An 18,045-nucleotide genomic window follows, 5' to 3' on the forward strand; every position below is an offset into this window, starting at 1 on the left:
CGAGGCTTGCCCGCGAAGAGGCCCTCACTGACACCGACTATTTCGGACCATGGTTGCGCTGGAAAACCTCCTCCCCCATCGCCGCAATCTGCCCCTCGATCAACGCCTCGAACGGTTTCAACAACGGCTCGAAACTGACAGGCGCTTCCAGCGTCTGCAACGCCTGCACAATCGCCTCCACCGTCGACAACGCCCCCGGCGCCGGCGCCTTGCGCAACCGATAACGCGACACGCCGCCATCCGCCAAAGTCACTCGGGGCAATGCCGCCAGCAGCGGATTGAGGTGCAGCATTTTGCGCGCCTTGCGCCAGGTGCCGTCCGGCACCACCAACAAGAGTGGCTCATCGTTTGCGGTGTAAGCCTGCATCGGTTGCGCATCATCGGCCGGAAACAATAATCGCGCCTGATAGCCCGGCTGATTCAACAGTGCCGGCAAATCCTCGAACACCTCACCCACAATCAACTCGGCATTCTTCAACCCCAACGCCGCCAGCCTTGCGGTGTTCAGCGCATGGTTCACTTCGCTCGGATGCTGCAGCAGCAACACCCGAGTGCGGCTGTCGAGGCTCGGGATCAATGGGCACAGGCAGTGGGTTTGCGGGCGCAGGCAGCGCGGGCATTGGATTCTGGACATGGTTTCAAGCCTGATTGAGCTGCGCCTTGAGCAGGTCGCGGAAGGTCTGGATCAACGGTTCGCGGCTGCGGCCCCGGCGCATGATCATCGAAAACGGCGCCTGGTAACCGAAGGTCGCCGGCAGCAACACGCGCAAATCACCCTTGTCGGCCCAGGCCTGGGCGTAATGCTCCGGCAGGTAACCGATGTAGGCGCCGGACAGCACCAGAATCAACTGCGCCTCCATACTTTCCACAGTCGCGGCACTGTGCTTGAAGCCATGGCGCGCCAGTTCGGCCTGGCTCCAATAACCGCGACCGACCATGCGCTGCTGGGTGATGACCTGTTCGGGAATGCGCCGCTCGGTGAACAGCGGATGACGGCTGCTGCAATACAGCCAGTGTTGCTCGCGGTACAACGGCATGTAGACCAGCCCGCTCATGCGCGTGGAAAACGCGCCGATGGCCAGGTCGAGGCGGTTGTCCTGCACGCCGAGTTGCAGCTCGTACGGGCTCATCACCGACAGGTGCAAATGCACGGCCGGGTGTTCCTGGCTGTAGGCGCCGATGGCTTCGGCGAACGGCAAGGCCTTGTCGCTGACGGTGGAGTCGATGACGCCGAGGTTCAGCGTACCGCGCAATTCGCCCTTCAGCGCCGCCGCGTATTGCTCGAAGCCTTCAAGTTCGCCGAGCAGGCGCAGGGTTTCCTGATGGAACAGCTCGCCTTTGCTGGTCAGGCTGAAACCGCCGCGCCCGCGATGGCACAGCACCAGGCCGAGGGCCGCTTCGAGCTGGCTCATGTAGGTGCTGATCGCCGAGGTCGAGAGGTTGAGCTCTTGCTGGGCGTTGGCAAACCCCTGATGGCGGACCACGCTGACGAAGATGCGTAATAGTTTCAGGTCGGGTAAAGCGTTGGCCATGGGGGCTCCGTAGCGTGTATCGGTGAGTCCGCGTTGTTTGACGGCGGTTGCTGCGCAACCGATCGCCAGCAAGCCGGCTCCTACAGGTCGGCGCCGATTTCGAGACACACACAAATCCTGTAGGAGCGAGGCTTGCCCGCGAAGAGGACCTCCGGACAGACGAGAAGTCTATCCCCCCTCCCGCCATTAGTTTAGAAAAATCTGAACTAAGTATTTGTCCGTAGCGATTCTTCCCGGCCACTACATTTCGCAGAATCGGCCCCTAACGGTGCCCGAGCCTCCCCGGTGCGGTGCAACCGACATAAATAAAACAACGACGATGAGGCCTTACCCGTGGACAAGATTCTTCACCAACCACTGGGCGGCAACGAAATGCCGCGCTTCGGCGGCATCGCCACCATGCTCCGACTCCCCCATGTACCTACCGCTGCCGGCCTGGACGCTGCCTTTATCGGCATCCCACTGGACATCGGTACTTCCCTGCGCCCTGGCACCCGTTTCGGGCCGCGTGAAATCCGCGCCGAATCGGTCATGATCCGCCCGTACAACATGGCCACCGGTGCGGCACCGTTCGACTCGCTCTCGGTTGCCGACATCGGCGACATCGCGATCAACACCTTCAACCTGCTCGACGCCGTGCGGATCATCGAAGAGTCTTACGACAATATCCTTGAACACGATGTGATCCCCCTGACCCTCGGCGGCGACCACACCATCACCCTGCCGATCCTGCGTGCCATCCACAAAAAGCACGGCAAGGTCGGCCTGGTGCACATCGACGCTCACGCCGATGTGAACGATCACATGTTCGGCGAGAAAATCGCCCACGGCACCACCTTCCGTCGCGCCGTCGAAGAAGGTCTTCTGGATTGCGACCGTGTAGTGCAAATTGGCCTGCGCGCTCAGGGCTACACCGCCGATGACTTCAACTGGAGCCGCAATCAGGGCTTCCGTGTGGTTCAGGCCGAAGAATGCTGGCACAAATCCCTGGCCCCCCTGATGGCCGAAGTTCGCGAGAAAGTCGGCGGCGGTCCGGTGTACCTGAGCTTCGATATCGACGGTATCGACCCGGCCTGGGCACCTGGCACCGGCACTCCGGAAATCGGCGGCCTGACCACCATTCAGGCAATCGAGATCGTTCGTGGCTGCCAAGGTCTCGACCTGGTCGGTTGCGACCTGGTAGAAGTCTCGCCCGCTTATGACACCACCGGCAACACCTCGCTGCTGGGCGCCAACCTGCTGTACGAAATGCTCTGCGTACTGCCTGGCGTGGCCCACCGCTGAGGATTGGTCATGAACGAACGTGATCAGGTTTTGCACGCTGCCGCCGATCTGGTGGCAGCCTTTGCCCGTAACGATCGCGAAGCCTACTTCGGCGCCTTCAGCTTTGACGCCAGCTTCGTTTTCTACACCCTCGAGCAGCCTCTGCTGTCGCGCGATGCCTATCAGGCGTTGTGGGACACCTGGCGTGCCGAGGATGGCTTCGAGGTGCTGTCGTGCACCTCGAGCAACGCTTTCGTCAGCCTGCAGGGTGACGTCGCGATTTTCATCCATGACGTGGCCACCGAGCTGCGCATGCAAGGGGAGCAACACTTCAGCCAGGAGCGCGAGACGATTGTTTTCAAGAAACAAGCGTCTGGCCAAGAACAACAAGGCCTATGGCTGGCCTGCCACGAACATTTGTCCGCAATGCCGGAAGGGCTGCCAACCCCTTAGCCAAACAGGTGACGCTCACACACGATGAGCGCGCCTTTATGATCGGAGCAGATCATGAATAACAACAACAACGACCAAAGCCTTACGCACATTGAAACCTACGGGGTCGAACAGATCCCGGACAACGAACGCACCGCAGGCCCGACGGACTTGTTCCGGATGATCTTCGGCGGTTCCAATACCTTTGCCACCGCCGTGCTCGGCAGTTTCCCGGTGCTGTTCGGCCTGTCATTCCAGGCGGGCGTCTGGGCGATTGTGCTGGGCGTGTTGCTGGGTTCGTTGATCCTCGCGCCGATGGGCCTGTTCGGCCCGATCAATGGCACCAACAACGCCGTGTCTTCCGGTGCGCACTTCGGCGTGCACGGGCGGATCGTCGGTTCGTTCCTGTCGCTGTTGACCGCCATCGCCTTCTTCTCGCTCTCGGTGTGGAGTTCGGGTGATGCGCTGATCGGTGGCGCAAAACGCCTGATCGGCCTGCCGGAAACCGACCTGACCCTGGGCCTGGCCTACGGTCTGTTCGCGATCCTGGTGCTGACGGTTTGCATCTACGGCTTCCGTTTCCTCCTGTGGGTCAACAAGATCGCGGTGTGGAGCGCCAGCCTGCTGTTCCTGCTGGGCATCTTCGCTTTCGCCGGTCCTTTCGATGTGAACTACGCCGGTACCGTGAGCATGGGCCAACCGGGTTTCTGGGCTGCCTTCATCGGCGCTGCGCTGGTGGCGATGAGCAACCCGATTTCCTTCGGCGCGTTCCTCGGCGACTGGTCGCGTTACATCCCGCGTGAAACCTCCAAGCGCCGGATCATGGCCGCGGTGGTGATCTCGCAGATCGCAACGTTCATCCCGTTCCTGTTCGGCCTCGCCACCGCCACTATCGTAGCGATCAAGGCGCCGGACTACATCGCCGCGAACAACTACGTCGGCGGCCTGCTGGCCGTCTCGCCGAGCTGGTTCTTCCTGCCGGTGTGCCTGATTGCGGTGATCGGCGGCATGTCCACCGGCACCACCTCGCTGTATGGCACCGGGCTGGACATGTCCAGCGTGTTCCCGCGTGTGCTGTCGCGGGTCAAGGCCACCCTGTTGATCGGTGTGATGTCGATTGCCTTCATCTTCATCGGACGCTTTGCGGCAAACCTGGTGCAGAGCGTGTCGACCTTCGCCGTGCTGATCATCACCTGCACCACTCCGTGGATGGTGATCATGATCATCGGCCTGCTGGTACGCCGCGGCTTCTATTGCCCGGATGACCTGCAAGTGTTCACCCGCGGCGAGAAAGGCGGTCGTTACTGGTTCACCCACGGCTGGAACTGGCGTGGGCTGGGTGCCTGGATCCCGAGTGCATTGGTCGGTTTGTGCTTTGTGAACCTGCCGGGGCAATTCGTGGGTGTACTGGGGAACCTGGCGGATGGCATCGACATCAGCCTGCCGGTAACCCTCGGCCTGGCCTCGCTGGTGTACCTGGCGCTGCTGAGCCTGTTCCCGGAATCGGCTGCGGTGTTCGGCCCGAATGATCCACGCAGCAAGAGCACGGATTCGCTCGGTAAACCGGCGTTGCGACAAGCCGCCTGATTAAACGCATTACCTGTGGTTAGGGATGACCTGTAGGAGCGAGGCTTGCCCGCGAAGGCGGCGGCACATTCAACATCAATGTTGACTGACACACCGCCTTCGCGGGCAAGCCTCGCTCCTACAGAGATGGTTTTTCCACAGGGATTGATTTTCGCCTCACCATAAAAAAGACAATCGGAGACACGCCATCATGGCATTGGATTTATTCGTCGTACTCATCTACGCCGCCGCGATGCTGATACTCGGCTACTACGGCATGCGCAAGGCCAAGACCAACGAAGACTTTTTGGTCGCCGGTCGTAACCTCGGCCCGAGCCTGTACATGGGCACCATGGCCGCTACCGTTCTGGGCGGCGCATCTACCGTCGGCACCGTGCGCCTGGGCTACGTCCATGGCATTTCCGGTTTCTGGCTCTGCGCGGCCCTCGGTTGCGGGATCGTGGCGCTGAACCTGTTCCTCGCCAAACCGCTGCTGAAACTGAAAATCTACACCGTTACCCAAGTGCTGGAAAAACGCTACAACCCGATGGCCCGCTCCGCGAGCGCGGTGATCATGCTGGCGTATGCACTGATGATCGGCGTGGTTTCGATCCTGGCCATCGGCACCGTGCTGCAAGTGCTGTTCGACCTGCCGTTCTGGCTGTCGGTATTGGTCGGCGGTGGCGTGGTGGTGATTTATTCGGCGATCGGCGGCATGTGGTCCCTGACCCTGACCGACATCGTCCAGTTCGTCATCAAGACCGTGGGCCTGATGTTCATCCTGTTGCCGATCTGCCTGTACCGCGTCGGCGGCTGGGATCAGTTGGTGGCCAAACTGCCGGAGGCGAGCTTCAGCTTCACCACCATCGGCTGGGACACCATCATCACCTACTTCGTGATCTACTTCTTCGGCATCCTGATCGGTCAGGACATCTGGCAACGGGTGTTCACCGTCAAGACCGCCAAGGTCGCGCAATACGCCGGTACTGCCGCAGGCCTCTACTGCATCATCTACGGTCTGGCGTGCGCCCTGATCGGCATGGCCGCTCACGTACTGATCCCGGATCTGGACAACGTCAACAACGCTTTCGCCGCCATCGTCAAACTGTCGCTGCCTGACGGTATCCGTGGCCTGGTCATCGCCGCTGCACTGGCCGCCATGATGTCCACCGCCAGCGCAGGCCTGTTGGCTGCCGCCACTACTCTGAGCGAAGACCTGCTACCTAAACTGCGTGGCGGTAAACAGTCGAGCCTGAGCCTGAACCGCCTGGTGACGCTGCTGACCGGTATTGTCGTGCTGGGTATCGCCCTGGTGGTGAACGATGTGATCAGCGCCCTGACCCTGGCCTACAACCTGTTGGTCGGCGGCATGCTGATCCCGCTGATGGGTGCGATTTTCTGGAAACGCGCCACTACCGCCGGCGCCATCGCCAGCATGGGCCTGGGCTTCGCAACCGCTCTGCTGTTCATGGTCAAGGACGGTCTGGATGCCAACACCCCGATCTACTACAGCCTGCTCGCAGGTCTGGTGAGCTTCATTGTGGTGAGCCTGATGTCTCGCCGCCCGGCTGCGGTGGCGAACGCCATCTAAGCTTTCTATAACGACTTGATGCTTTCTTCGACGGGTGTGGCGTCGGTTGCCACACCCGTTTTTTTTCGTCTGGAGAAAACCTTTGATGAAGATTGTTTCTCGCGATCAGTGGTTCGAGGTCAAGCAACTCAGCGACGGCATCCGTCTGATTCACGAGCCTTACATCCGTCCCTTCTACCGCTGCAACCTCTGGCACATTCAGGGCCGCGACAAGGACCTGCTGCTGGACAGCGGCTCCGGTTTGGTGAGCCTGCGCGAGCAACTGCCGTGGATCACTGAACGGCCATTGGTGGCGGTGGCCAGTCATTGCCATTTCGACCACATCGCCGGCCATCACGAGTTTGCCGAACGCCTGGTCCATCCGGCCGAGGCCGACATCCTGGCGGCACCTGACGGCGAAAACGATTTGAGCCGGGCATTCGTCGGCGACGATATGTTCGAGGCGCATCCTGATTGCCCGCTGTGCTACGCCGAGTACCGGGTCAAAGCCGCGCCGGCCACGGGAATGATCGAGGAAGGTGACGTGCTGGATCTGGGCAATCGCGTGTTGCAGGTGCTGCACACGCCGGGACATTCACCGGGCGGCATCAGCCTGTATGAAGCAGCGACCGAAACCCTGTTCAGCGGCGACATCATCTACGACGGGCCGCTGATCGAAGACGCTTACCATTCCAACCTCGACGACTACGCGCGCAGTCTGCAACGCTTGCGTGAGCTGCCGATCCGCACCGTGCATGGCGGGCATTTCGGCAGTTTTTCCGGGGAACATCTGCGCACGATGATTGATGAGTGGCAGCGCTCGCATGGCTGAAGCCTGCTGTACTCGACATCAGGGAAAACAACAGGCATTTAGCGCCGAGGAAGAGCGGATGCTCAAAATCGCCAGGACGGCGAATGATCTGAGTCGGTTTTTGATGGAGATCGGGCGGTACTGATTTCGCCCGACTTTTGAATTTACACCTGCTACGCAGCCGAATGCAGCCGTCGACAGCTGCTACAACACGGCTGCGGTGTTCCAGACCTTGACGTTACCGACGACGCTGCTGGCGTCGACGCTGTTCATCGTCAGTGCGAATAGGCACAGGTTGCAGAGGCGGTTCGATCAAACCGAGTGCGACACCCAGGTCATGCAGCCAGTTTTGAATTTTCTCTTTCATGGTGCCCCCTTCAGGGTAGTGCCGAGCGGCTGAAATTCTGTAGCCCCTTCGCACTGATAATAGTCCGAAGTCCTACGAAATGCTCGGCAAAATCCGCAATGATCTGTTACTGAATTGATCAAAATACCTGACCATTAGCTCAGGCAATCGCCTGGGCCTGGATCGACACCCTGGGTTGACCGGTCACTGCTGGCCAAGGGCTTTGCGCAAACGACGGCGCACCCACTGCTCAGCGCTGACAAACGTAATGCCGAGCAGCACCAGCACGGCACCGATGACAAAGTTGAGACTCAGCGCCTCACCCAGCAACACCACGCCGAACGTGACGCCGAACAACGGCGTCATGAACGAAAACACCGCGAGGTTCGCCGCCAGATACCGGCGCAACAGCCAGAACCACGTCAGGTAGCTGAAAAACGAGACCACCAGCCCCTGGAACAGCACGCTGGCCACGGCCACGGTGGTCAGACTGACGTGGGTAACCTGGCCGCTGAGCATCGCGATCAGCAGCAGGCCGACGAAACCGACAATCAACTGATAGAACAACGTGAGCGTCACTGGCGCTTCCGACAGGCGCGAGGCCCGCACCACGACCGTGGTCGCCCCCCAGGAGGCACCGGCCAATACGCCCAGTGCATCGCCCATCAACATGCGGTGATCGAGGTTGTCCCAGGACACCCCGCCGGCAAACGCGATGGCAATCCCGACAAACGCCAGAAAAATCCCCAACCATTGCACCGGTCTTAAACGCTCACTCGGCAACAGCCAGTGCACACCCAGCGCGGTGAAGATCGGCGCCGTGTAAAGGAACACCGACATGTGTGCGGCCGTGGTCAGCTGCAAGCCTTCGGAAATGAAGAAAAATTCCAGTCCAAACAGCGCGCCGGCCAGTAGTCCACCGCGCCACGTATGGCTGACCTGATCCCAACCGCCCTTCCAGCAGATCAGCAATCCTACAAGCAACGCAGAAATGCCTGACCGACCGGCCGCCTGCATGACTGGCGCGATGTCCGGCGCCGCCCACTTGATCATGACTTGCTGTACGCCCCAGATCAGGCACAAACCGACCATCACTTGCAGGGCAAACCCATCGGCGCTACGCCGGCTGGCGCTCACCGGAACACCTCGACAATACAATCCATGGCAGTGACTCACAGTAGAAAGCAAAGCCCCGACTCAAGGTCGGGGCAAATATTTATGCTGTCGATTATTAACCAGATGGCCAGAAAAAGTAGCCTGTGGGAGACCTTCAAGTCACCACGGACGCCATCTTGCGCGACGTCACTTCAGTTCAATGCGATCGGCATGAATGACGATCTGGCCATTCTTGTACAACGCGCCGATGGCCTTCTTGAAGTTGCCCTTGCTGACACCGAACATGCTGGTGATCACCGCCGGATCGCTCTTGTCGCTCACCGGCAGCGCGCCGTTGTTGTCGCGCAACTTGGCGAGGATCTTCGAGTTCAGGCTGGTGGCGGCTTCTTCGCCCACTGGTTGCAGGCTCAGGCTGATCTTGCCGTCGGCACGGACTTCTTTGATGAAGCCCTTCTCTTCTTTACCGGCGCGCATGAACTTGAAGATTTCGTTCTTGTGGATCAAGCCCCAGTGCTTGTTGTTGATGATTGCCTTGAAGCCCATATCGGTGGCTTCGGCAACCAGCAGATCAACTTCCTGGCCAGGGGTGTAGTTGGCCGGGGTCTTGTCCAGGTAACGGTCCAGACGCGCGGTCGCGGTGATACGACGGGTGTGCTTGTCGAGGTAGACATGCACCACGACATATTCGCCCGCGGTCATCTGACGCTTTTCTTCGGAAAACGGCAGCAACAGATCCTTCGGCAAGCCCCAATCCAGGAAGACGCCGATGCTGTTGACTTCAACGACTTTCAAACTGGCGAATTCACCGACCTGAACTTTCGGCTTTTCGGTAGTTGCGATGAGTTTGTCATCGCTGTCCAGATAAACAAAAACGTTGAGCCAGTCTTCATCTTCGCTGGGAATATCTTTGGGAATATAACGATTAGGCAGAAGGATTTCGCCGTCCGCACCACCGTCCAGATATAAACCGAAGTTAGTGTGTTTAACCACTTGCAAACTGTTGTAACGCCCGACTAAAGCCATTTCCAATACCCTCATTGCGTGGGCGGCATTCTACCCGTTTTTGCAGGCCGCGTTCGGCGCCCGGCCCGGTGGCGCGAGAAAATCCTCTGGGGGCCTTAATTTTCCTGGGGTTTGACAGGCAGGTCTGGCCGCTCGTCAGGCCGACCTGTCGATTCATCTCCCTTCCAGCCAGGTAAAAATCCATTCTTCCCCACCGATGTTCTTATTTAAAACAGCAGCTTAGGGACATAACTCGAATAATAACTTGCGATTAATGGCGCTTTTGTGATGTGTATTTCAGGGGGATATTTGCCAAGCAATTGTCAAGTATTTCCTGTACGATGCGTGGCCAAGTTAATTTTCTACAGGTTAATGGCCGCCATGCGCGTAAAAGCATCCACCAGCAAAGCAAAGCCAGCTCCAGCCGTTGAAACCAGCGAATCGATCAACAATCAGATTGCTGCGTTCCTCAAATCCGGCGGCGAGATCCAGCAAATTGCCAAAGGCGTCAGCGGCCAGACGTTCGGCCCGTCCAAGCAGATTACCTTGGGCAAAAAATAACACCCGCGTTACCTGGTCCCTAAGCGCTTTGAGCTTCGAAGCGCTTGGACTGGAACCCTCCCCGCAACACCCCGCCAAACCCCATCAATATTTCAAAAATCGACGAACGGCCCTCGATGCCGAGCATTCGCCGGTAGCTCCGCTTATTCCGGGCACAACAGTCAGTGCGATGGCCTGGTCACCCTCAAGGCTGAACGCGCGTTTTATTGATTGGCTGAACTGGCGGGCTCATCCTGCGATCACATGAGAACCTACGCTTTCGCAAGGACTCGCCCATGTCGCGCTGGTTGAAGTGTCTCGCCGTCGTCATCACCCTCAGTCTTGCCCTCGGTGCCTGCAGCCGCATGGGCCTGGCCTATCGCAACCTCGACGTGATCATCCCGTGGACGCTCAGCGACTACCTGGACATGAACGGCGAGCAAAAAGGCTGGTTCAACGAGCGCCTCAAGGAACACCTGAGCTGGCACTGCACCACGCAACTGCCAGGCTATCTCGACTGGCTGGACCGTTTGCAGGTGATGGTCGAAACCAATCAGGTCACCGACGCCGCGCTGCAATCCCGCACCCAGGAAGCCAAACAAGCCATCGCCCAGACTGCCCGGGAAATCACCCCGTCGGCCATCGAGTTGTTGCAGGGGCTGGACGACAAACAAGTCGCGGAAATGAACGAAGCCTTCGCCAAGGACCAGCGCAAACGCCAGCAGGACTACGTAAAACCATCGCTCGTTCAACAGATCAAGGAGCGTAGCGAGCGCATGGAAAAACGTCTGGATGGCTGGATCGGACCGCTGATCCCGACCCAGCAACAACGGGTCGTAGCCTGGTCAAATGCGTTGGGCGACCAGAACACGCAATGGATTGCCAACCGCGTGCATTGGCAGAAACAGTTCAGCGCGGCGGTTGCGCAGCGTCAGAGTCCTGGATTCCCACAGCGCATCGAGACGCTTCTGGTGAATCGCGAGAGCTTATGGACAGCCGATTACCGCAAGGCCTACGCCAACACCGAAGCACAGGCACGAAGCCTGTTTGTGGATTTGATGGCCGAAAGCACACCGGCTCAACGCCAGCGGCTGCTGAAAAAAATCGAAGGAGTGCGCAAAGACTTCAACGACTTGAAGTGCCTTAAGGCAGCACAACAGAGCTAAGAACAACACAAAAACAATGTGGGAGCGAGCCTGCTCGCGATGGCGGTGTTTCAGACAACATCGATGTCGACTGACACACCGCCATCGCGAGCAGGCTCGCTCCCACATTGGTAATCGAAGTTCTTCAGGCAATCTGCGCGTGGGACGCCACCTCATCAAACGTCACCTCATCCAGCGCATCGTCCTGCTCATCCAGCACCTGCCGCGGATGATCATTGCCCGGAATGCTGCTGTCGATCAGGCTCAACAACCTTGAACCCCGCATCGTCAGCCTGTAATTCGAACCGGTTCCACCCTGCTCTTCAGGTCGAGGCTCGATGAAGCCACGCGCCAACAGTAACTTTTCATACTCGCCGGCCACCGCTTTCAGGTGATCCAGGTTTTCAGTCTCTTCGCCCTCCGTGGCTTTCTCCGCCGCGTACTGTTCGGCATAGGGCCGTGGCGTGAAGCTGGGTGCTGCGTTCTGCACTTCGTGCAGCAGGCGTTCAATCAAATCCCAGTTATAAGTCGTCATCCTGTCCAACCTCCAAAACCTGTGAGTGTGATGGCCTTCATAGCTTGTGACCGACAGTGCTCGCCGCCGTTCAGCGCAGTTCTTTAACGGCGCTGACCGGCGGTATGTCGAATTTGGCATAGGTCAAACGACAAGGTTGTGTCAGTCACCGCCCAGCATTGCGCAGGAGAAAACCCGATGAACGTTCAGAACCATCCGGTCGTGTCGCGAGAAGAATGGCTCACCGCCCGCAAACAACACCTGGCCCACGAAAAAGCCTTCACCCAGGAACGGGACAAACTCAGCGCCGAACGCCGCGCCCTGCCCTGGGTAAAAATCGACAAGGACTATCACTTCCAGGGCCCCAATGGTGAATTGAAGCTGGCCGACCTGTTCGGCGGTCGCAGCCAACTGGTCATCTACCACTTCATGTTTGCCGACGGTTGGGACGAAGGCTGCCCCGGTTGCTCATTCCTGTCCGACCACATCGACGGCGCCAACCAGCACCTGGCGCATCACGACGTGGCGGTGGTGGCGGTTTCCCACGCACCCTTCGCCGAATTCCAGGCGTTCAAGCGACGTATGGGATGGAAATTCGACTGGGTGTCGTCAGAAGGTTGCGACTTCAACTACGACTTTGGCGTCTCCGCCCGAGCTGAAGATGTTGCTGCTGGAAAGGCCACCTACAACTACGAAAAAACTGACGGCGCCGAAGAAGAACTCCCAGGCCTCAGCGTGTTTTATCGCAACGAAGCAGGCGAGATTTTTCACACCTATTCAACTTACGCCCGTGGCCTGGACATGCTGGTCGGCGCCTATAACTACCTCGACCTGACACCCAAGGGGCGCAACGAAGAGCAGATCATGGAATGGGTACGGCATCACGACAGGTATGAAGACAAGGTGAGTTCGAGCTGCTGCCATGGGGGGTAGACCACACCTTCGCGAACCAGCTTGCTCCCTCAGCGGTCAGGGCCGGACACAATGTCCGTGAACACCGCGACTCCTGTAGGAGCAAGCTTGCTCGCGATACTTACTTACAATCAACGCCGATACAACTGACACACCGCTATCGGCTACTTCACCGGTATATACGAATACCCCTTCACCATGGCTTTCCCGTCCTTGGCATCCCGCACCCGCACCATCTCCGCCGCGTACTCCTGCGTGTATTCAACGAAGTACTCTTTACCCGGTTCGACCGAGAGGGTCAGAAATACGTTCCGGGGATGCGGACGCGGCCCGGCCGATACCTTGTGCAGGCCCGGACTCACCATCACCCAGGAATAGGTCTTGTCATTAAGCCCCACCACCGCACTGTCATTGATGCTGAACACGCTGTCATAAAAGCTGCCTTGAATGACCTGGGTCCGCATCATGTAAACCAACGCCTTGCCCTGAGGTGGCGCCGGTGGCTCGAAATAAGGCTGGCTGGAGCTAGTGTGACCGCAGCCGGCCAACAACAGCATGAGCAACAACGCCGGAATACTTTTCATTGCTGCGCTCATTTGTTTTGCCCCAGTAACTGGTTGATCACCGGCCCCATCTTTTCCTCGACCGACGCCACTTTGGACGGATCAAAACCGCCCTCGCCCGTCAGGTGGTATTGCCCGAAACCGATCTGCTGATCGCCCTTGAAGAGCCGGACATTGGCATCGGACAAGTACGGGAAAAGTCCCAGGAACGAATAGCGGTGTAAGTCAGGCGATACTCACAACTGTCCGGAATGGGCGTCGCGTAAAGCCGACTGTCGATGTTGTGCTTGCGCAACAGCGTCTGCAGGCCATCGACGAAATCGCCCACCACCACTTTCGGGTTCTCTTCGATGCAGAGTTGGGAGATTTTATATTGAGGTGCGACCGGCTCGACCTTGATGTTGGTACAACCGGCCAATACCAGTAGAAGGCTTGCCGTGATGGCTCTGGACAGCATATTCGGTCCCTGAATCCAGAATGATGGCGCAATGATGCCGCATACTAGATCAGCAGAATTTCGGGGTCAATTTACGTCGTTTGACGCGGAGCAGATCGCAAGAAGCTCGCGTTTAGGCCCCACGAGAACGGCACTGTTCTCAGCAAAAATTGCGCAGCCAATGAAAACGGGCGACCTTTTGGGTCGCCCGTTTTTTTATCGCGTGAGCAATAGATGAATCCACTTCACACCGCAGGTACGCTCGCCACGGGAATACGTTGATCAGGCTGGGTGACATCGTAAACATGCTGTTCGCAATCGGAGCCAATAAACTGGAACTCAACCAGGTAAACCTTGGCTCTTTCCGGGACAAAGGAACTTTGCAGCGGACCGCAACTATACAAGCCGCCTGCCACCCTGCTATTCGAATATCCCGACACTTGAAACGCCTGATCGGCATCGGCCTGTGCTTCCAACTGCGGGAAGCGTTTGACCGTGGCACTGTTGGCCACTTCGTTGAGTTTGGCTATCCAACCGAACACCTTGCCCTGGCCCGAATCCACTACAGTTCCAAGCAACTCCATTCGCTGGTCAGGATCGGCGGCACGCTTGACTGAAAACTGTACGGGATGGGTGCTGCCTGTAGCTTTCATGATGACCTTGGCGTGCTGGGCATCGACGGTCACCGTGTTCTGGCGCAGTTGAATGCCGTCTTTCAGCATGCTGGGGGAAGAGTCCCTGACGTTGGAATGGCAGCCGGTCAATGCGACAGCCAGGGTCAGTGGTAGCAGTGTAATTTTCTTCACGACGTATAGATTTCCTTATAAACGCGTATTTTTTGACTGATAAGAGGACTTACACCAAGTGGCACGTTCTAAACGCTGAACCACTGAACGCAGCGGGGAGATTTTGCAGGGAAAAATGGGAGGAAAATGAGGCTATACCACGTTTTCCACCTAAAAACTGAGAGTTTACTCAGTCTCCCGGCATCAAGATACGTGCTTTGCGAGACATACAGTGAGTCCTTTCATACAAGTCAAACCGAATGCTTAGTCAACCCAAGAAAAATATAACTCCCTTATATTTCCTATCATTTCGACCAATCAAAATATGCCTCAGACAACGTAGTCCGCCCCCGTCATCCCCACTAATTAATAATATCCAGCAACTTACCATCAAGGACACTTGCAGATTTAACCGCATTAGGATCCACCGCCAAATCATCTTCACCCTCTAACAATAGAGACATCATTTTTTTGGCGAGAACAATATTCCCACTCCAATAATGTGGCGATAGCCGCGATACCGCCCCCAGCAACTCACCATCATCTATGAAGCCCGACAGCAAATCTTTCTCTAGAGTAGAAACCACTATTGGTAATAAGTCAGATATAAATAATTCTTGCCTCACTGCACGACATAGGTCCTCCATCGGAAGATCTTCAAGAGGTATATCGCGAATGGAAAGATACCATTGAGTCAAGGATGACATTTCAGCCTCGGGTTGCCACGAGCTATTATTTTCTTTCGCTACTGACCGAAATGTCTTTTTCATATACCCATCCCAGAAATTTCATCTTCAATTAGTTTAATCGGAGAAAATGGGAACAAACCACGTTTACCACCTAAAAACTGAATGTTTTCTCGACCTCCCCGGGCATCCTATCTGGGTTCATCGTCCAGATATAACGTGATCGACCGCTGACTAAATACTCCTAAACACGCACCACCATAGCCCCCATTAAAAACCTCTTTAGATAATAAACCTTGATTCATAAGCAATACTAAGCAGCTGCTGTTTCTGTTGGCTTTTTACCTAACCTATGATTTTAAAGGCCTCAGTTATTTTCTTTACCACTCCCCCATCCACATTTTTCTCCATGGAAATGAAACATCCTTCAAATGACCCGCTCGTCAAAATCAACTTATGCCCCGCATAACAAACAATAACCAACACTGAATACGGGCCATACTCACGACTTTCCACTTTAGAATTCAAAGCTCTAAGTACAACATCAACAAACTCTTCAAACCGCTCTTCCTCATAACCCTCAAAAAACATGAACCGATTTGACTCAGAGCACGACTCAGAAACATTCATACGTCTACATCCCTAAACCATTATAGAAAAAAGGGGCCAGACCACGTTTCCAATCGAAAAAATTTAATATTTGTTCGATCTCCCGGCATCAAGATACGTGCTTTGCGAGGAATATGGTGAGTCCTTTCATACAAGTCAAACCGAAAGCTTAGCCAACCTAAGAAAAAAATAAAACTCCTTTCTATACCCTATCATTTCAACTAAGGGAAAATGGGGACAGACCACGTTTTCTATACAGGAAATGTGGTCTGCCCCCCTTAGCCCCTCTAACCTTCAACCTGGCTTCCCTCAGGTAAAAAGAAATGGGCCGTTAACCAACAGGTAGCCATTGATGCGGCGAACAGCACCAGTAATTCAATAACATAGTCCGAATACTGGGCCCCCTTGATGTTTTGCACCACATTTGAAATAAAAAACAACACCCATGACGCGGCCACACAGCTTCCAAAAAAGGAAACAACCATACAGTTACGAGGTGTCTTCTTGACTTTAATTAATACAATCACCAATGCGTAACCCAGAAATGGCAGGAAGAAAGCCAACTGTATGAGAAGCGGGGTCAAAAACGGCATCAACAGCAATTCAGCCCCCCTCACCGAACCTAGCAATTTTGGATTACTCACTAACTCGGCGAGTACTGCTACTGTTTTGATAATTCCAGCAATGAATCCAAGTATTAGCGGACAAAGAAAAAAAGCCAGGAAAACTTTACGACGAGGATAAATAATTTCACTCATGGCGCACTACCTTGGATTTTAGAGCACCCCAGTAATTTGCAACCAAACTCCACCCGAGACGTGTAGAAAATGTGGTCTGCCCCCGTTATCTTATTTTCTATTTATTAAAGGTTTTTGTAGAAACACTGCCACACTCCAAATTTACCAAATAGTCAACTCCATTCCAATTAGCCGCAACCAAGCCCTCATCCTTATCACGAAAAATCACGACGTAGGGTTTGTCCGTCTCGGTCCCATGAGGACTTTCTGCAATTTGCCAAAGAACTTTTCCATTCCGTGCTACCGCAAATACATTTCTATTAAAAATAATACCAATCGCTGGTTCAACCCTAACCGCAAGAAAGTCACCACACTCCACAACTTCACCAACCGCATACGGAAGATCAACCAACCTTCCACCGATGAAAAGTCTCCCATCCTCAACGCGAAACTCAACCGTACTCATTGACTAAGCCTCACAGGAGGGAATTGGGGGGCAGACCACGTTTTCTATACAGGGAACGTGGTCTGTCCCCGTTATCTCGCATTATCCCAGCTAACAAGAGACGTTCAAACCGCAAGTAGAGATAAAATCACTCATAGCTAAATCAAGAGAACTACCCCCTCCTGCGGAAAGAACATCATGCAAGGTGACAATACCTTTCTCAAAATCTAGAGCAACGTCAAAGCAATTAAACTCGAACTCCCTTAGCAGAACGCCCTCTGAGCGCATCCGTTCATCAAAGGCATCTTTCAAAATAGAACGAACGCTATCGTCCAACTCTTGATCGACAAATCTCTCTATTAGTGTGCCGCCACTGCTCATAACCATTCCTAACTATCGGAAAAATGAGGACAAAAAAAAAATGGGGACAGACCACGTTTCCACCTGAAAAATTTAATGTTTGCTCGGTCTCCCGGCATCAGGACACGTGCTCTGCGAGACATATGGTGAGTACTTTCATACAAATAAAATCGAAAGCTTAGCCAAACCAATAAAAACAAAACCCCTTTCTATGCCTCATCATTTCGGCTAATAAAAATACGCCTCAGAAAATGTGATCTGTCTCCTTCTTATAATCTTTCCCTCAGCAGTTACAACTGGAGAAATACCTTTTGCACCAAAGCCTGCTTACTCTTCATAGCGAGAGTCTTCTCGCATAAGCCGTAAAACCTCAGACCAGTTCCACAACACCCCTGGAATGTGACTCTCTGGAACTAACTTCCCTCGCTCACTCTCAGGAAAACCATCCATTGCTGTTTTGCAATGGCGATAGAACAGATTGAAACACTCATCTGAGACCTTATCTAAAATGATAAAGCTCTGTGCCTGCTCATCTAGCGCTTCGTATATTGCTCTCATACAGCTTTCTTGGTTTTTAGTGAAAAACTTTCTTGTGCCTTCAACAATACAATCAAAAACACCACCTGACGTTCCCCAACCCGAATTGTCATTTATCGATATATACATACCCATAAT

The 18,045-nt window shown here is 55.4% G+C and carries 23 protein-coding genes and 1 pseudogene; 9 read left to right on the plus strand and 15 right to left on the minus strand.

Annotated features, from left to right (window positions below):
- Nucleotides 1–37: 37 nt before the first annotated feature.
- Together ACM6IO_RS02420 and ACM6IO_RS02425 are read right to left on the minus strand one after the other, a co-directional pair.
- Nucleotides 38–634 carry a tRNA-uridine aminocarboxypropyltransferase gene (locus ACM6IO_RS02420; RefSeq protein ID WP_414910840.1) on the minus strand — a complete coding sequence of 199 codons (597 nt, stop codon included), beginning with the start codon at nucleotides 632–634 and terminating at the stop codon, nucleotides 38–40.
- 4 nt (nucleotides 635–638) lie between these two features.
- Nucleotides 639–1,532: a LysR family transcriptional regulator gene (locus ACM6IO_RS02425; RefSeq protein WP_008034255.1), complete on the minus strand. Its 894-nt coding sequence runs from the start codon at nucleotides 1,530–1,532 to the stop codon at nucleotides 639–641.
- 333 nt (nucleotides 1,533–1,865) lie between these two features.
- On the opposite strand from ACM6IO_RS02425, the gene speB reads away from it, so the two are divergent.
- From speB to ACM6IO_RS02455, 6 genes and pseudogenes are all read left to right on the plus strand, one after another.
- Nucleotides 1,866–2,816: an agmatinase gene (gene speB, locus ACM6IO_RS02430; RefSeq protein WP_008034256.1), complete on the plus strand. Its 951-nt coding sequence runs from the start codon at nucleotides 1,866–1,868 to the stop codon at nucleotides 2,814–2,816.
- A 9-nt stretch (nucleotides 2,817–2,825) separates the two neighbouring features.
- Nucleotides 2,826–3,248, plus strand: a complete 423-nt coding sequence (locus ACM6IO_RS02435) for a YybH family protein (protein ID WP_008034257.1) — start codon at nucleotides 2,826–2,828, stop codon at nucleotides 3,246–3,248.
- Between the two features lie 54 nt (nucleotides 3,249–3,302).
- Complete coding sequence (locus ACM6IO_RS02440) at nucleotides 3,303–4,814, plus strand: purine-cytosine permease family protein (protein ID WP_008034259.1); 1,512 nt, start codon at nucleotides 3,303–3,305, stop codon at nucleotides 4,812–4,814.
- A gap of 190 nt (nucleotides 4,815–5,004) precedes the next feature.
- Entirely contained in the window at nucleotides 5,005–6,384 is a 1,380-nt protein-coding gene (locus tag ACM6IO_RS02445) for a sodium:solute symporter (protein ID WP_008034261.1), read from the plus strand.
- Between the two features lie 85 nt (nucleotides 6,385–6,469).
- On the plus strand, nucleotides 6,470–7,195 hold the full coding sequence (locus ACM6IO_RS02450; RefSeq protein WP_008040969.1) for an MBL fold metallo-hydrolase: 726 nt from the start codon (nucleotides 6,470–6,472) through the stop codon (nucleotides 7,193–7,195).
- A 34-nt stretch (nucleotides 7,196–7,229) separates the two neighbouring features.
- Nucleotides 7,230–7,319, plus strand: a pseudogene (locus ACM6IO_RS02455) (acyl carrier protein); the annotation flags it as partial.
- Nucleotides 7,320–7,412: 93 nt separating this feature from the next.
- On the opposite strand, the gene ACM6IO_RS02460 reads toward ACM6IO_RS02455, so the two are convergent.
- The 3 genes from ACM6IO_RS02460 to ACM6IO_RS02470 form a co-directional block, all read right to left on the minus strand.
- On the minus strand, nucleotides 7,413–7,541 hold the full coding sequence (locus ACM6IO_RS02460) for a PA1414 family protein (RefSeq protein ID WP_007914492.1): 129 nt from the start codon (nucleotides 7,539–7,541) through the stop codon (nucleotides 7,413–7,415).
- Nucleotides 7,542–7,724: 183 nt separating this feature from the next.
- Nucleotides 7,725–8,657: a DMT family transporter gene (locus ACM6IO_RS02465; protein WP_223435077.1), complete on the minus strand. Its 933-nt coding sequence runs from the start codon at nucleotides 8,655–8,657 to the stop codon at nucleotides 7,725–7,727.
- 165 nt (nucleotides 8,658–8,822) lie between these two features.
- Nucleotides 8,823–9,659, minus strand: coding sequence for a S1 RNA-binding domain-containing protein (locus tag ACM6IO_RS02470; RefSeq protein ID WP_192225978.1), 837 nt, complete (start codon nucleotides 9,657–9,659; stop codon nucleotides 8,823–8,825).
- Nucleotides 9,660–10,010: 351 nt separating this feature from the next.
- Here ACM6IO_RS02470 and ACM6IO_RS02475 point away from each other — a divergent pair, with 351 nt between their 5' ends.
- Together ACM6IO_RS02475 and ACM6IO_RS02480 are read left to right on the plus strand one after the other, a co-directional pair.
- The gene (locus ACM6IO_RS02475; RefSeq protein ID WP_028621608.1) at nucleotides 10,011–10,199 is read left to right on the plus strand and encodes a hypothetical protein; all 189 of its coding nucleotides are present in this window, start codon (nucleotides 10,011–10,013) and stop codon (nucleotides 10,197–10,199) included.
- Between the two features lie 275 nt (nucleotides 10,200–10,474).
- Nucleotides 10,475–11,344, plus strand: a complete 870-nt coding sequence (locus ACM6IO_RS02480; protein WP_414910841.1) for a DUF6279 family lipoprotein — start codon at nucleotides 10,475–10,477, stop codon at nucleotides 11,342–11,344.
- A 124-nt stretch (nucleotides 11,345–11,468) separates the two neighbouring features.
- On the opposite strand, the gene ACM6IO_RS02485 is transcribed toward ACM6IO_RS02480, so the two are convergent.
- Nucleotides 11,469–11,858: a transcriptional regulator gene (locus ACM6IO_RS02485; protein WP_414910842.1), complete on the minus strand. Its 390-nt coding sequence runs from the start codon at nucleotides 11,856–11,858 to the stop codon at nucleotides 11,469–11,471.
- A 177-nt stretch (nucleotides 11,859–12,035) separates the two neighbouring features.
- Here ACM6IO_RS02485 and ACM6IO_RS02490 point away from each other — a divergent pair, with 177 nt between their 5' ends.
- A complete protein-coding gene (locus tag ACM6IO_RS02490) occupies nucleotides 12,036–12,770 on the plus strand; it encodes a DUF899 domain-containing protein (RefSeq protein WP_414910843.1) in 735 nt (244 codons plus the stop codon).
- A 143-nt stretch (nucleotides 12,771–12,913) separates the two neighbouring features.
- Here ACM6IO_RS02490 and ACM6IO_RS02495 read toward each other — a convergent pair whose 3' ends face one another.
- The 9 genes from ACM6IO_RS02495 to ACM6IO_RS02535 form a co-directional block, all read right to left on the minus strand.
- Nucleotides 12,914–13,333: a DUF2846 domain-containing protein gene (locus ACM6IO_RS02495; RefSeq protein WP_414910844.1), complete on the minus strand. Its 420-nt coding sequence runs from the start codon at nucleotides 13,331–13,333 to the stop codon at nucleotides 12,914–12,916.
- 100 nt (nucleotides 13,334–13,433) lie between these two features.
- Nucleotides 13,434–13,769, minus strand: a complete 336-nt coding sequence (locus tag ACM6IO_RS02500; RefSeq protein ID WP_414910845.1) for a hypothetical protein — start codon at nucleotides 13,767–13,769, stop codon at nucleotides 13,434–13,436.
- A 224-nt stretch (nucleotides 13,770–13,993) separates the two neighbouring features.
- Complete coding sequence (locus tag ACM6IO_RS02505; protein WP_414910846.1) at nucleotides 13,994–14,554, minus strand: hypothetical protein; 561 nt, start codon at nucleotides 14,552–14,554, stop codon at nucleotides 13,994–13,996.
- A gap of 341 nt (nucleotides 14,555–14,895) precedes the next feature.
- Nucleotides 14,896–15,303 (minus strand): contact-dependent growth inhibition system immunity protein, encoded by a 408-nt coding sequence (locus ACM6IO_RS02510; protein ID WP_207286314.1) that lies wholly within the window; start codon nucleotides 15,301–15,303, stop codon nucleotides 14,896–14,898.
- A 261-nt stretch (nucleotides 15,304–15,564) separates the two neighbouring features.
- Entirely contained in the window at nucleotides 15,565–15,849 is a 285-nt protein-coding gene (locus tag ACM6IO_RS02515) for a hypothetical protein (protein ID WP_414910847.1), read from the minus strand.
- 266 nt (nucleotides 15,850–16,115) lie between these two features.
- Nucleotides 16,116–16,586 (minus strand): hypothetical protein, encoded by a 471-nt coding sequence (locus ACM6IO_RS02520; protein WP_414910848.1) that lies wholly within the window; start codon nucleotides 16,584–16,586, stop codon nucleotides 16,116–16,118.
- Nucleotides 16,587–16,683: 97 nt separating this feature from the next.
- Nucleotides 16,684–17,031 carry a hypothetical protein gene (locus ACM6IO_RS02525; RefSeq protein ID WP_414910849.1) on the minus strand — a complete coding sequence of 116 codons (348 nt, stop codon included), beginning with the start codon at nucleotides 17,029–17,031 and terminating at the stop codon, nucleotides 16,684–16,686.
- A 90-nt stretch (nucleotides 17,032–17,121) separates the two neighbouring features.
- Nucleotides 17,122–17,391 (minus strand): hypothetical protein, encoded by a 270-nt coding sequence (locus tag ACM6IO_RS02530; protein ID WP_414910850.1) that lies wholly within the window; start codon nucleotides 17,389–17,391, stop codon nucleotides 17,122–17,124.
- Nucleotides 17,392–17,697: 306 nt separating this feature from the next.
- A complete protein-coding gene (locus ACM6IO_RS02535) occupies nucleotides 17,698–18,042 on the minus strand; it encodes a hypothetical protein (protein ID WP_414910851.1) in 345 nt (114 codons plus the stop codon).
- Between the last annotated feature and the right edge of the window lie 3 nt (nucleotides 18,043–18,045).

The sequence above is a fragment of the Pseudomonas sp. IT-P44 genome (assembly GCF_949768225.1).
GTDB classification, from domain to species: domain Bacteria; phylum Pseudomonadota; class Gammaproteobacteria; order Pseudomonadales; family Pseudomonadaceae; genus Aquipseudomonas; species Aquipseudomonas migulae.

Bases quoted from the DNA above. Each gene is read 5' to 3' on its own strand.
- ACM6IO_RS02490 (WP_414910843.1), top strand. From the start codon at position 12,036: ATGAACGTTCAGAACCATCCGGTCGTGTCGCGAGAAGAATGGCTCACC.
- ACM6IO_RS02440 (WP_008034259.1), top strand. From the start codon at position 3,303: ATGAATAACAACAACAACGACCAAAGCCTTACGCACATTGAAACCTAC.
- ACM6IO_RS02480 (WP_414910841.1), top strand. From the start codon at position 10,475: ATGTCGCGCTGGTTGAAGTGTCTCGCCGTCGTCATCACCCTCAGTCTT.
- ACM6IO_RS02420 (WP_414910840.1), bottom strand. From the start codon at position 634: ATGTCCAGAATCCAATGCCCGCGCTGCCTGCGCCCGCAAACCCACTGC.
- ACM6IO_RS02425 (WP_008034255.1), bottom strand. From the start codon at position 1,532: ATGGCCAACGCTTTACCCGACCTGAAACTATTACGCATCTTCGTCAGC.
- ACM6IO_RS02460 (WP_007914492.1), bottom strand. From the start codon at position 7,541: ATGAAAGAGAAAATTCAAAACTGGCTGCATGACCTGGGTGTCGCACTC.
- ACM6IO_RS02535 (WP_414910851.1), bottom strand. From the start codon at position 18,042: ATGGGTATGTATATATCGATAAATGACAATTCGGGTTGGGGAACGTCA.
- ACM6IO_RS02510 (WP_207286314.1), bottom strand. From the start codon at position 15,303: ATGAAAAAGACATTTCGGTCAGTAGCGAAAGAAAATAATAGCTCGTGG.
- ACM6IO_RS02495 (WP_414910844.1), bottom strand. From the start codon at position 13,333: ATGAAAAGTATTCCGGCGTTGTTGCTCATGCTGTTGTTGGCCGGCTGC.
- ACM6IO_RS02485 (WP_414910842.1), bottom strand. From the start codon at position 11,858: ATGACGACTTATAACTGGGATTTGATTGAACGCCTGCTGCACGAAGTG.
- ACM6IO_RS02445 (WP_008034261.1), top strand. From the start codon at position 5,005: ATGGCATTGGATTTATTCGTCGTACTCATCTACGCCGCCGCGATGCTG.
- ACM6IO_RS02470 (WP_192225978.1), bottom strand. From the start codon at position 9,659: ATGGCTTTAGTCGGGCGTTACAACAGTTTGCAAGTGGTTAAACACACT.
- ACM6IO_RS02475 (WP_028621608.1), top strand. From the start codon at position 10,011: ATGGCCGCCATGCGCGTAAAAGCATCCACCAGCAAAGCAAAGCCAGCT.
- ACM6IO_RS02450 (WP_008040969.1), top strand. From the start codon at position 6,470: ATGAAGATTGTTTCTCGCGATCAGTGGTTCGAGGTCAAGCAACTCAGC.
- ACM6IO_RS02525 (WP_414910849.1), bottom strand. From the start codon at position 17,031: ATGAGTACGGTTGAGTTTCGCGTTGAGGATGGGAGACTTTTCATCGGT.
- ACM6IO_RS02520 (WP_414910848.1), bottom strand. From the start codon at position 16,586: ATGAGTGAAATTATTTATCCTCGTCGTAAAGTTTTCCTGGCTTTTTTT.
- ACM6IO_RS02530 (WP_414910850.1), bottom strand. From the start codon at position 17,391: ATGAGCAGTGGCGGCACACTAATAGAGAGATTTGTCGATCAAGAGTTG.
- ACM6IO_RS02435 (WP_008034257.1), top strand. From the start codon at position 2,826: ATGAACGAACGTGATCAGGTTTTGCACGCTGCCGCCGATCTGGTGGCA.
- ACM6IO_RS02515 (WP_414910847.1), bottom strand. From the start codon at position 15,849: ATGAATGTTTCTGAGTCGTGCTCTGAGTCAAATCGGTTCATGTTTTTT.
- ACM6IO_RS02500 (WP_414910845.1), bottom strand. From the start codon at position 13,769: ATGCTGTCCAGAGCCATCACGGCAAGCCTTCTACTGGTATTGGCCGGT.